This window comes from Pantoea sp. OXWO6B1, assembly GCF_001641135.1.
Lineage (GTDB): Bacteria > Pseudomonadota > Gammaproteobacteria > Enterobacterales > Enterobacteriaceae > Pantoea > Pantoea allii.
The window spans coordinates 54,337-67,702 of record NZ_LWLR01000001.1 but is presented as its reverse complement, the minus strand read 5'-3'; the positions used below and the strand labels follow the sequence as shown (position 1 = coordinate 67,702).

General features: G+C 54.2%; 15 protein-coding genes. 4 read left to right on the top strand and 11 right to left on the bottom strand.

All coding sequences use genetic code 11. The annotated features are described in order from the left end of the window. The first annotated feature begins 92 nt into the window (after positions 1-92). Positions 93-1,013 carry a formyltransferase family protein gene (locus A6A26_RS02565; protein WP_063877351.1) on the top strand — a complete coding sequence of 307 codons (921 nt, stop codon included), beginning with the start codon at positions 93-95 and terminating at the stop codon, positions 1,011-1,013. Positions 1,014-1,038: 25 nt separating this feature from the next. On the opposite strand, the gene A6A26_RS02560 is transcribed toward A6A26_RS02565, so the two are convergent. From A6A26_RS02560 to A6A26_RS02510, 11 genes are all read right to left on the bottom strand, one after another. Continuing rightward, the gene (locus A6A26_RS02560; RefSeq protein WP_063877350.1) at positions 1,039-1,731 is read right to left on the bottom strand and encodes a VIT1/CCC1 transporter family protein; all 693 of its coding nucleotides are present in this window, start codon (positions 1,729-1,731) and stop codon (positions 1,039-1,041) included. A 65-nt stretch (positions 1,732-1,796) separates the two neighbouring features. Continuing rightward, positions 1,797-2,357, bottom strand: a complete 561-nt coding sequence (locus A6A26_RS02555; protein WP_063877349.1) for a cytochrome b/b6 domain-containing protein — start codon at positions 2,355-2,357, stop codon at positions 1,797-1,799. Between the two features lie 234 nt (positions 2,358-2,591). After that, positions 2,592-3,002 carry a DoxX family protein gene (locus A6A26_RS02550; RefSeq protein ID WP_063881035.1) on the bottom strand — a complete coding sequence of 137 codons (411 nt, stop codon included), beginning with the start codon at positions 3,000-3,002 and terminating at the stop codon, positions 2,592-2,594. A 205-nt stretch (positions 3,003-3,207) separates the two neighbouring features. Next, positions 3,208-3,492 (bottom strand): YqjK-like family protein, encoded by a 285-nt coding sequence (locus A6A26_RS02545; RefSeq protein WP_063877348.1) that lies wholly within the window; start codon positions 3,490-3,492, stop codon positions 3,208-3,210. After that, positions 3,492-3,887 carry a phage holin family protein gene (locus tag A6A26_RS02540; protein WP_172823880.1) on the bottom strand — a complete coding sequence of 132 codons (396 nt, stop codon included), beginning with the start codon at positions 3,885-3,887 and terminating at the stop codon, positions 3,492-3,494. The genes A6A26_RS02545 and A6A26_RS02540 overlap by 1 nt, the downstream gene beginning before the upstream one ends. Positions 3,888-3,889: 2 nt before the next feature. Continuing rightward, positions 3,890-4,195 (bottom strand): ElaB/YgaM/YqjD family protein, encoded by a 306-nt coding sequence (locus tag A6A26_RS02535; protein ID WP_014604934.1) that lies wholly within the window; start codon positions 4,193-4,195, stop codon positions 3,890-3,892. Positions 4,196-4,230: 35 nt separating this feature from the next. Further along, on the bottom strand, positions 4,231-4,605 hold the full coding sequence (locus tag A6A26_RS02530; RefSeq protein WP_063877347.1) for a DUF1090 domain-containing protein: 375 nt from the start codon (positions 4,603-4,605) through the stop codon (positions 4,231-4,233). 187 nt (positions 4,606-4,792) lie between these two features. Then, entirely contained in the window at positions 4,793-5,140 is a 348-nt protein-coding gene (gene mzrA, locus A6A26_RS02525; protein ID WP_063877346.1) for an EnvZ/OmpR regulon moderator MzrA, read from the bottom strand. Next, positions 5,137-5,811 carry a DedA family protein gene (locus A6A26_RS02520; protein WP_063877345.1) on the bottom strand — a complete coding sequence of 225 codons (675 nt, stop codon included), beginning with the start codon at positions 5,809-5,811 and terminating at the stop codon, positions 5,137-5,139. Before A6A26_RS02520 ends, mzrA begins: the two co-directional genes overlap by 4 nt. 312 nt (positions 5,812-6,123) lie before the next feature. Then, positions 6,124-6,900 carry a transcriptional regulator ExuR gene (gene exuR / locus A6A26_RS02515; RefSeq protein WP_063881033.1) on the bottom strand — a complete coding sequence of 259 codons (777 nt, stop codon included), beginning with the start codon at positions 6,898-6,900 and terminating at the stop codon, positions 6,124-6,126. A 92-nt stretch (positions 6,901-6,992) separates the two neighbouring features. Then, positions 6,993-8,297 (bottom strand): MFS transporter, encoded by a 1,305-nt coding sequence (locus tag A6A26_RS02510; RefSeq protein ID WP_063877344.1) that lies wholly within the window; start codon positions 8,295-8,297, stop codon positions 6,993-6,995. Between the two features lie 399 nt (positions 8,298-8,696). On the opposite strand from A6A26_RS02510, the gene uxaC reads away from it, so the two are divergent. From uxaC to A6A26_RS02495, 3 genes are read left to right on the top strand one after another with little or no spacing between them, the layout of a single operon-like run. Then, positions 8,697-10,112, top strand: a complete 1,416-nt coding sequence (gene uxaC / locus A6A26_RS02505; protein WP_063877343.1) for a glucuronate isomerase — start codon at positions 8,697-8,699, stop codon at positions 10,110-10,112. Between the two features lie 2 nt (positions 10,113-10,114). Further along, positions 10,115-11,563 carry a tagaturonate reductase gene (locus A6A26_RS02500; RefSeq protein ID WP_063877342.1) on the top strand — a complete coding sequence of 483 codons (1,449 nt, stop codon included), beginning with the start codon at positions 10,115-10,117 and terminating at the stop codon, positions 11,561-11,563. Positions 11,564-11,565: 2 nt separating this feature from the next. After that, positions 11,566-13,056, top strand: coding sequence for a UxaA family hydrolase (locus A6A26_RS02495; RefSeq protein WP_063877341.1), 1,491 nt, complete (start codon positions 11,566-11,568; stop codon positions 13,054-13,056). Positions 13,057-13,366 lie beyond the last annotated feature (310 nt).

Sequence of the window (13,366 nt, the reverse complement as noted above, 5' to 3'; positions counted from 1 at the left end):
ACCTTATGATTGGCCCCTCTTCGGCCTGAACCCGATAAGCCGTCCAGCACGCCTGTCCCGTTGGAAGAGGCACTAAAAAGAAGGAAAGCGTAATGAAAGCGGTGCTCTTTGGTTATCACGAAATGGCCTGTACCGGCCTGAAGGCATTAACGGATGCCGGTTTCACGGTCAGTGCCTTGTTTACCCATGCGGACCCCGCTGCCGGTACGCAGTTTTACGGTTCTGTCGCCCGCCTGGCTGAAGGTTATAACATCCCGGTTTTTATCACAGAGGATGTCAACACCGCGGAATGGCAAGCCCGGATTGCCGACTTTGAGGCGGACTACCTGTTCTGCTTTTCCTACCGTCAGGTGCTCAGCGAGGCCATTCTGTCGTCGGTAAAAAAAGGGGCCTATAACGTGCATGCTGCCTTATTGCCTGCTTACCGTGGCCGCGCCCACCTCAACTGGGTGATTATCAAAGGGGAGACGCAAACCGGCGTCACGCTGCACCGCATGATCAAACGCCCTGATGCCGGTCCGATTCTGGCGCAGAAGGCCGTTGACATTCATCCGCAGGACAATGCCCTGGCGCTGCATACCCGATTAGTCGCGACCACCGGGGAGATGCTACCGGGCTGGCTCAAGGGGCTGGTGGCGGGCCAACTCGCTGAAATCCCCCAGGACGAACGCGCAGCCAGCTGTTTTGGAAGCCGTAAACCGGAAGACGGACAACTCAACTGGCACGACAGCGCCAGCGATAACCATAATCTGATTCGTGCGCTGGCGTTCCCCTGGCCTGGTGCTTTCAGCGTTAATGGGTCACAACGGTTTACCGTCTGGGAAAGCCGGGTTATTGAGGCGGATAATGTCAGTCAGCCTGGTGAGGTGGTTTCAGTCAATCCGTTGGTTATTGGCTGTGGGCAGGGGCAACTTGAGATTCTGCAGGGGCAGTCTGTGGGGGGCGAATCCGTCCCAGGCAGCACGCTGGCAGGCCAGCTCGGGCTGATTGTCGGGCAGCATTTGACGCGCTGAAGGCGTCAAATGCTGCGTCAGGCGATTATCCGAGCGCCTGTCCGCAAAGATAACCTACTGATGCAGACAGGCCCATCGCCAACAGGCTCCAGAAGCAAATTCGCGTGACGCTTTTTCTTACTGGCGCATCCCCGGCCCGGGCCGCCGTCGCGCCAAGCAGCGCCAGCGCCAGGAGCGCCGAGGCCGCAATGGCGGGTAAGGCGAAAGGCCCGGTGATGAGCATCGCGATGGCGAACGGTAAAATACTGCCTGATGCGAAACTGATTGCTGAAAACAGGGCGGCCTGAAGCGGTTTCGCGCTGCTGAAGGCCGTGATGCCCAGCTCATCTCTGGCGTGCGCGGCCAGCGCATCATGGGCCATCAGTTGCTCTGCCACCTGATGCGCCAGCTCAGGAGACAGGCCGCGCGCCCTGTAAATGGCCGCAAGCTCCATGGTTTCAGCCGCAAAATCGGCCTCCAGTTCGGCTTTTTCCTGCAGCAGAGACGCTTTTTCTGTATCGGACTGTGAGGACACCGAGACGTATTCTCCCGTTGCCATCGACATCGCCCCTCCGACGATGCCAGCCAGCCCGGCGAGCAACACGTTATGATGGCTACTGCTGGCAGAAACCACCCCGGCCAGCAGGCTGGCGGTGGATACGATGCCATCATTCGCGCCCAGCACGGCGGCCCGCAGCCATCCGGCGTGTTCAATTTTGTGTGATTCACTATGTAGCATCCGGTCTTCCAGTGATAAGCGATTCGTTTAACAAGGAGGGCGACAGCCTGCATGCATGTCCTTTGCTATTTTTCATAGCGGGATAGCAGGATATGAAGCACGCCCATCGCGCCATGGCTGTAAAAATAAATCTCTACAAAGGTGGTCAGGAATTTATGCCAGTGCAATACCTTACGCGTCAAATCAGGTGTGGCGAGCGACGTACTGTTAAATAAAAACCATAGCCCACCAGAACAGGCGACCGCGATCAACGCGATAACCCCCAGGCCTTGCACCGTCGCGGCTATGCCACCGCCATGTGCCTGGGGGAGTTTCAGGCCGGTCAGCTGTACGACATCGTTTCGAATACCCCGAAAATCCAGCATGAGCCAGGCGAAGTACCAGCGAAAACCCCGCTGAACCCGCATCCAGATGAGCATGATAACGCCCGCAGCGATCAGCAACAGTCCTGAGAGAATATGTAGCCAGGTTATCAGCGTCTCCAGGTTATGCTCGCCGAGCGCTTCACGTGCGGTGAAATTGGAATTAATGATCTGCGAAAGGATCAGCACGGCGACCAAAAGATGAAGCCGTCGAAAAAAGGGCGCATCGTGATGGGGAAGCCACTGACCATAAGACACTTTCATAGCGTTGCCAAAAAGAAGAGAGACGGAACGCTATATTTCCATGGGTAGATTAGGCTTACCTTAAGCAGGGCGCGGAGGTGTTATCCCGCTCAACCAGAAAATCTGCGCGCGGAAGACAGCATGTTATCTGTTCGGGCGGTCCAGTGAGGGCAATTTGGCAGGGGAAGGGCATAAAAAAACGCACCGGAAGAAAGCAACCGGTGCGTTCAGATAACGCGAGGCGTCGGGCGTCAGTTAGCGCGCCAGAGCACCCTGTGGTTTTTTGCCGATCAGGCGGTCAATACTGTACGCACCAGGACCCACTAAACCTAACACCAGGAAACCCCCTGCGATAGACAGGTTTTTCATGAACATCAGCTGGTTAACGCCTTCTGCGAAGTTACTGTGAAACAGAAACGCGGTCAGAATAGTAAAGCCAGCGGTAAACAGTGCAGTAAAGCGGGTCAGGAAGCCAAACATAATGGCCAGGCCGCCGCCAAACTCCAGCAGAATAACCAGTGGCAGTATGAAACCCGGCACGCCCATCGCTTCCATGTACTGCTGAGTGCCGGCATAACCGGTAATTTTGCCCCAGCCAGAAACGATAAACAGGATAGTCATCAGGATACGGGCGGCCAACAAACCACTGTCTTCGAATTTTTTCATCATAAGCTCCAATGCTAAAAGTTTGCAAGGCGACGCTGCCCGCAGTGAATATTCCCGTTAACCGCATGATGGCAATTAGCCGGGCTGATAGCTGGAGATGATAGTAGCGAGGGGTTACAGTTGTAAGCAATATAAACTGTCGATGTTATTCAGTAAATTTGATAAAAAGCAAAAGCCAGCCGCAATCGGGCTGGCTTTGGGGGATTCAACGCGGGGGAAGAGCGGATTTCACCATGCGCCACGTACTCCACAGACCGAAGCCCCGTTTCGCCCAGCGGAGCAGGCGATTAGGGCTGCGAATGGAATAAATGGCTAACGCACTACTGCCAATGGCCAGATAACGTTTCAAACTTAAAAACGTAAACCAGCCACGGTCGTAAGAGGCCGTGATCTCCAGCCAGCCACGCCGCGCCGCGCTCAGATCCAGGCGTTGCTGCTGAACCTGCTTTAGCAGTTCATCGATGCGCGCTTGACGCTCACGGCAACTCATTAGTGGTTATCCTCGAGCAGATCACGATCGTTAGCCAGTTCTTTGCGCGTATGGCGCAATAGCGTGGACTGACGTGACTTACGCAGTGTCCATAGCCCAAAGATCAGCGCCAGCAAGAACAGCACGCCGGTGGTGATGGCAATGGCCATTAAACGGTACTGCGCATCAACTGCCCAGATAATCAGCACCATCAGGCTCATCAGGCCAAAAGCAGTGAAAAGCATGGTCAGGCCAAGCATCAACAGCATCTGGATCAGATTAGCCTTCTCTTCTTCCAGCTCTACCACTGCAAGACGAACGCGTGTTTCGACCATACTGACCAGCGTGGTAACAATACGCTGACCAATGTTGATGACCCCTTTGGCCGGTCCGTGGTTCTGCTGTGAATCCGTCATGATTAACGACGCGAGATCAGCATACCGATGGCAACGCCAATCGCCGCACCGATACCTACGCCGTGCCATGGGTTGTCACGCACGTAACCATCCGCTTTTTGTGCGGCTTCACGCGTGGTGGCCGCCAGGCGCTCACCGGATTCACCTAAACGCTCGCGGGAGCTGTCCAGCGCAACGCGCGCTTTGTGACGGAGTTTATCCAGTTCACCTTTTGATTTTTCAGTTCCGCTGCTCAGGACTTCTTCCAGCGTATCCGCCAGGTTTTTCAGTTCAGCACGCAAATATTCCGATGATGTGTCTTTAGACATAAAATACTCCTTTAACATCAGTAGATTGAATCCGATTAATAGGGCTCCGCCTGTAACTTCTTAAGCTCCTGGCGTGCTTCTTCCAGCTTGTGTTCGCGTTTCGCAATCTTGTCCTTGTCATGACCTTCGTCGCGCTCTTCCTTGAGTTCGCGCTCACGCTCAGCCACTTTCTGCTTCTGAGCGTTAATTTTTTCCAGATGTGAGGCTTTAAGCTTTTTATCGGTACATCCTGCCCGCACTTCGGTCAGGGCGCGCTCCAGGCCGTTTACACGGCGCTGGTTGTTATGCTTCTGAGCCATCTCGATTTCGCGCTGAATATCCTGCTCTTTTTGCTGACACAGCGACTGTGCTGCCATCAACGAGCCTGAAAGAGAAAACAGCACCATTCCCAGCAGTAATTTGTGTTTCATTAGGCTTTGTACCTTCCATTGTTGCCTGACTTAATTCAACGCGGTGCACAAGCATTCCGCACTGCGTTGATAACCAGCCTTAGTTTAAGCATAGACATCAGGTGGAAAAAGTCCAAAGATCACCGATATACAGAAAAACGCTCAGCACACCTTGTCGGTGAGATGAGCGATAAGAAAGGAATACGGACTAGGCGAGAGAAAGGTGAGGCATCGGGTCGTGTTGAGCGACGATAAACCCCTCTGGCAGCAGGCGACGCAGCACTTTCTGCGCGGCCAGGCTCTGCTCTTCATTATCAAAATGGATAATCAGCGCATCGCCAGAGGGCGTGATGCTTTTGATACGAATGCCCTGAGCGCTCAGCTGTTGATACAGATAGAAGCCATCGGGCATCGGCGCACCCGCATGTGAAACGCGAATCTGTACCACGTTTTCATGACGCATCAGGTTGGGCACCATGCTGATAGCAATCAGCGCAAATGCGCCACCAATTAACCAGGGAAGCCAGCGTTTAGGAATGACCTGTAACAGTTTCATGAGCCCTCACCACGCTGGTTTGCCCGGCGCTTACGCCACAGCACAATCAGCGAGCCTACCAGCCCAATCACCAGTAACGCCAACGGCAACATCATCAGGAAAAACATCAGTTCATCTTCGTAACGGCGGAAGATGGGGGTTTTACCTAAGGCAAAGCCCAGGACGGTAAGGATGACGACCCATAAGAAGCCGCTCATCCAGTTAAAAAACTGGAAACGGGCATTACTTAAACCAGAAAGCCCGGCAATCGTCGGCAGCAGGGTGCGCACAAAAGCAATAAAACGACCAATCAGCAGTGCCGATAAGCCGTGGCGGTGAAACAGATTATGGGCGCGCTGATGATAGCGGGCAGGAAGGTGCGATAACCAGTTTTGAACCGTCGGCGTGTTCCCCAGCCAGCGGCCCTGAATATAGCTGACCCAGCACCCCAGGCTGGCACCGGTCGTGAGGACCAGAATGGTCAGCGGGAAGCCCATGGTCCCTTTGGCAATCAGCACGCCCACCAGAATCAGCAAGCTGTCGCCAGGCAGAAAAGCGGCAGGCAATAAGCCGTTTTCCAGAAAAAGGATCATAAATAAAACGCCGTAAATCGCCCATACCAGCGTTGGATCAGAAAGCGTTTCATAATCCTGTTGCCACAAGGCATGCAGCAGCGCTTGCAAAATTTCCATCAATCGTTCCTGAACATCATCGTTAATCATGTCCCACAGGGACCTCAGCGCAGACTGACATTTGTTATATATTTTGAGAGCGTCGTCTGAGCAAGCGTTTCTGGATCCTTCCAGAACTGATTGTTAAATCAGCGATTTGATAAGCCCTTATCGCAAAAGGTAAGAAAAGGGTGATAACTGTAACAAAAATCATGCATCGGAGACAGAACTACTCCTAAACGAACAGGAGTTTTACCCTCTGTATCACGATGTAAAAAGGAGTTTTACATGTCCTGACACTATTGCAGATTAACTGACTGTTATTAAGTCAGGTTAACGTGGAATCGTGTCTGCATCCGGAAGCACAACCGGATTTTCGCTAAACATGTAACGGTCGACGTTGAACTCAAAATCGTCGGCGGTGGCGTTAAATAACATCTGCTTGGTATTTTCGAGATGTTGCCACATTGCCAGCTTACTGGCGGCGGGATCTTTGCGTATTAAGGCTTTCAGAATCTGATCGTGATCGTCACACCAGCTTACGATACTGCGCTGATCGATATGCTCATGCAGCTTAAGCCAGTAGGGATTGTGCAAGCGGTGCAGCCACATCTTTTCTACAATCGCGGCCAGGGCGCTGTTTTGCGTCGACTGGGCGATGCGAACGTGAAACTTCATATCCCATTCAGAGTCCCTGAAATGATCCTCCTGACGGGCTTTCTCCTGAATCGCCATTAAATCGACGATATCTTTGCGCGTCACCTGGGTTGCCGCGAACTCCGCCACGTTACTTTCGATAAGCTGGCGGGCCTGCAACAGCTCGAAAGGCCCAAAGGCGGCAAACTCTAACTGGCTGCTGCTTTCGGCAACCCGGTTTTGCTGCTGGCTGGAAATGACATGAATGCCCGACCCTTTGCGCACCTCAACGTAGCCTTCGACTTCCAGCATAATAATGGCTTCGCGCACCACCGTGCGGCTGACTTCCATCTCTTCAGCGATCAGGCGTTCTGCGGGCAGTTTCTCACCCACCTGATAAACCCCGTTTTCAATGCGGCGTTTTAACTCGCTGGCCAGCTGTTGATAAAGTCGACGAGATTCAGTGAGGTCCATGACACCGTCCAAGGTAACGATCAGATAAGATAAGTTGTTATACCACTTTGCGGTAAGAGATGAAAAGGGCTGGCGCAAGCCAGCCCGCAGGATTAGCTACGTACCGTCGCAGCCGCAGAAGGAGAAGGTGGTGTCTGAAGCTCAGATATGGGCTGATTTTTTAGCACTGTCCAGATGACGATGGCGCCCAGCAAATCGAACACGGCCAGCGCGGCAAACAGGGGGCTAAAGCCTAATGTATCGGCCAACGCACCGACGACCAGCGCAAACAGGGTACTGGCTGTCCAGGCTGCCATGCCGGTCAGGCCGTTGGCGGTGGCAACTTCGTTACGGCCAAACACATCGGAAGACAGGGTAATCAGCGCACCAGACAGCGCCTGGTGGGCAAAGCCGCCGACGCACAGCAGCGCGATAGCAATATAAGGACTGGTAAATAAACCGATGGTGCCTGGACCTATCATCAAAACGGCACCCATGGTGACCACCATTTTACGTGACACTATCAGGTTAACCCCAAACCAGCGCTGAAACAGCGGTGGCAGGTAGCCGCCCAGGATACAACCAAAGTCAGCAAACAGCATCGGCATCCAGGCAAAAAGCGCGATCTCTTTAAGGTTGAAACCATAAACCTTAAACATAAAAAGCGGAATCCAGGCGTTAAAGGTGCCCCATGCGGGTTCTGCCAGGAAACGTGGCAGGGCGATCCCCCAGAACTGGCGATTGCGCAGAATCTGCAGTGCCGACATTTTGGTGCTGTTGCCGGTTTGATGCTGAAGCTCCTGACCGGAGATGATGTAGTGACGCTCTTCTTCACTCAGCTTTTTCTGCTGTTTAGGATGTTTATAAAACACCAGCCAGCAGAGCGCCCAAATCATGCTCAGCACGCCCGAGATAATGAACGCCATCTGCCAGCTGTGCGCGACGATCGCCCAGACCACCAGGGGAGGCGCCAGCATCGCACCGATTGACGAGCCGACGTTAAAGTAGCCTACCGCCACGGAGCGCTCTTTAGCGGGGAACCACTCGCTACTGGCTTTGAGTCCGGCAGGGATCATCGCCGCTTCTGCGGCACCCACTGCACCGCGTGCCAACGCCAGACCGCCCCAGCTTCCCGCCAGCGCTGTCGCGGCGCAAAAAATCGCCCACAGTACAGCAAATACCGCGTAGCCCACTTTGGTACCTAATAAATCAAGAACATAACCCGCTACAGGCTGCATTACGGTGTAGCAGGCAGAGTACGCCGCCACAATATAGGAGTACTGCTGGGTGGTGATATGCAGTTCTGTTTGTAGCGTTGGCGCTGCCACGGCAATCGTGTTACGCGTCAGATAGCCGAGCACCGTTCCGAGCGTGACCAGGCCAATCATATACCAGCGTAATCCTTTGATCTTACGCATTCTGTACCTCTTCCAGTTGTTTGTGCGGTCTTACCGCTGTTGTTATCTGGAGCGGGACATCTCGTGATACAGCTCTGCTCACGCCCGCCGGTCCTGCACCAGCGACCGTTATCTGCCTTGCCTTGTGTAAGAAATTTGTTACCTTGCGGTAAAGCGAGAGCCTAACTTGTTATACAACTTTAAAAGTTGAAAGCCATCACAAAAACCCGCAATAGCTTGTGGGATACTGCAAACAGATGAGATCACAGCCAGTTAGCGCGCTGCAGGCGACAATAAGGTCCATATGGGATGTGATCATCTTGCTTAAATGTGACCTGAGTCGTAAAAAAACCTGCAGTCAGCCAAAATTGGTATGATAACTTTGAGTCATTCAGGGGTAATCCCATAAGGAAGCTTTGTATGTCGCGTTTCATGACCGAAGATTTTTTGCTGGACACTGAGTTCGCCCGTCGTCTTTATCACGGCTACGCCAAAGATCAGCCCGTCTACGATTATCACTGCCATTTACCGCCGCAGCAGATTGCTGAAAACTATCGTTTTGCCAACCTTTACGATATCTGGCTGAAAGGCGATCACTATAAGTGGCGGGCGATGCGGGCTAACGGTGTGGCAGAGGCGCTGTGCACCGGCGACGCCAGCGATCGGGATAAATTCAATGCCTGGGCGCGAACGGTACCGCAAACCATCGGTAATCCGCTTTATCACTGGACGCATCTGGAATTACGTCGTCCCTTTGGCATTACCGGCGTGCTGCTGTCCGAAAAAACGGCCGATGAGATCTGGCAGCGCTGCAACGATTTACTGGCGCAGGACGATTTCACTGCGCGCGGCATCATGCAGCAGATGAACGTTAAGATGGTCGGCACCACCGACGATCCGCTGGACGATCTGACACATCACCGTGTGCTGGCAGAAGACAGCAGCTTCAAGGTGAAGGTGCTGCCAAGCTGGCGTCCGGATAAAGCCTTTAATATCGAAGCCGACACCTTCCTGCCGTGGATTGAAAAACTGGAAAGCCTGACCGATATCAGCGTGCAGCGCTTTGATGATTTACGTCAGGCGCTGAGCAAACGTCTGGATCACTTTGCGGCACACGGCTGCAAAATTTCCGACCATGCGCTGGATGTGGTGTGTTATGCCGATGCGGATGAAACCACGCTAGACAGCATTCTGGCGCATCGTCGCGGAGGCGCAAAGCCGGATGCGCAGGCTATCGCCCAGTTTAAAACCGCAGTGCTGGTATGGCTTGGCTGGGAATACGCTCGTCGTGGATGGGTGCAGCAGTACCATATTGGAGCGTTGCGCAATACCAACCAACGCCAGTTCCAACTGCTGGGCGCAGATGTGGGCTTTGACTCCATCAACGATCAGCCTGTTGCCGAACCTCTGGCCCGCTTACTTGGCGCGCAAAACCTCAATAACGCCTTGCCTAAAACTGTCCTCTACTGTCTGAATCCGCGGGATAATGAAGTGCTGGCAACCATGGCCGGAAATTTCCAGGGCGAGGGCCAGGCAGGGAAAATGCAGTTTGGTTCCGCCTGGTGGTTTAACGATCAACTGGATGGCATGCAGCGCCAGATGACGCAGCTGGCGCAAATTGGCCTGCTGAGCCGCTTCGTCGGGATGTTAACCGACAGCCGCAGCTTCCTTTCTTATACCCGTCATGAATATTTCCGTCGGCTGCTGTGCCAGATGATTGGCCGCTGGGTCGAACAGGGCGAAGCGCCTGCAGATGAAGCGCTGTTGGGCCAGATGGTACAAAACATTTGCTTCAACAATGCCCGTGACTATTTTGGCATTGAGCTGGGAGCCTGACCATGAAGCGGCTGAATCGCCACGACTTTCCCGGCGCGGTCTACCACGATCGCGTGATTCAGTTCGGTGAAGGTAACTTTCTGCGTGCCTTTATCGACTGGCAACTTGACTGGCTCAATGAACATCAGGGCACAGACGCCGGTGTGGTGGTGGTCAGGCCGCGTAATCGCGACGTCCGCGACAATCTGAATCAGCAGGACGGTCTGTATACCACGCTGATTCGCGGGCTGAACACACAGGGGGAACAGGTGAGCGAAAGCCGCCTGATCCGCAGCCTGAACCGTGAGATTCAGCCTTACCAGCAGTTTGACGATTTTATGGCGCTGGCTCATCAGCCCGAGATGCGTTTTGTGTTCTCCAATACCACCGAAGCCGGCATCACGTTCAACGAAACCGATCGGTTAAGCGATCGGCCTGCATCCAGCTTTCCGGGCAAGCTGACGCAACTGCTTTGGGCGCGTTACCAGCATTTCTCAGGGGATAAAGAGAAAGGCTGGCTCATCGTGCCTTGTGAGTTGATCGATCACAATGGCGATATGCTGCGCACTCTGGTGCTGCGCTATGCCGATCTCTGGCAACTGCCCCAGGCGTTTCAACGCTGGGTTGATACGTGCTGTGCGTTCTACAACACGCTGGTGGATCGGATTGTGACCGGCTTTCCGTCCGACAGCGCCGCGCTTGAAGATCAACTGGGGTACCAGGACCGTTTTCTGGTGGCCGGGGAAGTCTATTACCAGTTTGTGCTTCAGGGACCCACGGCGCTGTTTGACGAACTGAAGCTTGCCGCACTGACGCCGGCTGTCCGCCACGTTGACGATATCGCCCCGTACAAAGCCCAAAAGGTGGCCATTCTGAACGGTGCCCACACCGCGATGGTGCCGGTCGCCTGTCTTGCGGGGCTCGAGAGCGTAGGAGAGGCGATGGACGATGAGCAAATCTCTGCTTATGTCGATGCGCTGCTGCGCAAAGAGATTATTCCCACGTTGGATCTGCCAGCCGATGAGCTCAACGCTTTTGCCGACGCGGTGTTGCGCCGCTTCCGCAATCCGTTTATTCGCCATGCACTGCTTTCCATCGCCCTGAACAGCATGACCAAGTTCCGTACACGTTTGTTGCAACCTTTGCTGATGTCGCATGTGAAAACAGGGCAGTGGCCACAGCTCCTGACGTTTGCGCTGGCAGCCCTGATTGCGTTTTATCGCGGGGAATCGGCGGATAAAAGCTGGCCTCTGCAGGATGAGCCGCACTGGCTGGAACGCTACTCAGAGGGCTGGGCCGCCGTGACGGCAGAGCAAATCTCTCCTTTAGCGTTGGTCAGTCGCGTATTAAGTGATGCTCAGCACTGGGGACAAGATTTAACACAGCAACCCGGCCTGGCCGAAACGGTCAGCCAGCACCTGCAACGCATCCTCGCGCACGGTATACGTGACGCGCTGAGCCAACGGAGATAACCATGCAAGACGCCATAAAAATTCATCCGCAGGACAATGTTGCCGTGGCGTTGCATGATATGGAAGCCGACACCACGATTGAACTCGCCGCCCAGCCCGTCACGTTGCTTCAGGATGTGGGACGGGGGCACAAGTTTGCCTTGCGCGCCATCGGCAAAGACGAGTTGATCATAAAATATGGGTTGCCGATTGCGCATGCGACTCAGGCCGTTGGGGCAGGGGAGCTGATTCATTCCCACAATGCCCGCACCAATCTCAGTGACCTTGATCACTACGACTATGTGCCTGAGCAGATGGCTTTAACCACCCAGCCGGGCGACCGTGAGGTGCAGCTTTACCGCCGTGCCAATGGTGAGGTCGGCATCCGCAACGAGCTGTGGATTTTACCGACCGTAGGCTGCGTAAACGGGATTGCGCGACAGATTTTACAGCGCTTTCTGAAGGAGACGCAGGATGCAGCCGGTACAGACGGCGCTTTTCTGTTTAGTCACACCTTTGGCTGTTCGCAGTTAGGGCAGGATCATGACAACACCCGCACCATGCTACAAAACATGGTTCGCCATCCGAATGCGGGCGCGGTATTAGTGATAGGCCTGGGCTGCGAGAACAACCAGGTGGATGTGTTTCGTGAAACCCTGGGCGCATTTGAAAGCGATCGCGTTGAGTTTATGGTGTGCCAGCAGCATGACGATGAAGTCGAAGCCGGACTGGAGCGGCTGCATGCGCTCTATGAAAAAATGCGTCACGACCGCCGTTCACCGGGCACACTCAGCGAGCTTAAGTTCGGTCTGGAATGTGGCGGCTCTGACGGATTTTCGGGCATTACGGCCAATCCGCTGCTGGGCCGCTTTTCCGATCAGATGATCGCCAACGGTGGGACAACGGTGCTGACGGAAGTGCCTGAAATGTTTGGTGCCGAACGTATTCTGATGGGCCGTTGCCGGGATCGGGCCACCTTCGACAAAACCGTGTCGATGATTAACGACTTCAAACAGTACTTTATCGATCATCATCAGCCCATCTATGAAAACCCGTCACCGGGTAATAAAGCAGGCGGTATTACCACGCTGGAAGAGAAGTCACTCGGCTGTACACAAAAAGCGGGGCAAAGTCAGGTCGTGGACGTACTCAAGTATGGCGAACGTCTCACCGCACCGGGCCTTAACCTGTTGAGCGCGCCGGGGAACGATGCGGTGGCGACCAGTGCGCTGGCGGGGGCGGGCTGTCATATGGTGCTGTTCAGCACCGGGCGTGGCACGCCGTACGGCGGATTTGTCCCCACGGTCAAGCTGGCCACCAACACGCCGCTGGCTGAAAAGAAACCGCACTGGATTGATTTTAACGCCGGAAGACTGCTCGATGGCATGAACATGGACGCGCTGTTAGCCGACTTTGTTGACACCATTGTGGCGATTGCCAACGGGCAGTTAACCAACAATGAAAAAAATGATTTTCGTGAACTGGCTATTTTTAAAAGCGGCGTGACGCTGTAAGCGTAAGGGCGGCATGGCTGCCGCCCTTAGTTTTATGACGCAACCGCGCCGACTGACATCAGGTTACGGCGAGCTGGGCCACATGGATTTCGTATAGCAGGCTGCCTGGGCCTCAGATCCTGAAATAGCTGCTCACCCATAGCGTTAGGCCGCTAAACAGACTTCATTACTCCTCGCTCAAAACGAGTCACTAACGCCGTATTTGTGCATCCCATAAGAGATATGCCTGAAAGCCACCCACGCGATCCGGCACAATCTACGAACCTGCTTGATCACTTTTCTCCTGTGGATTCTGGCTGTCCGGTTTAGC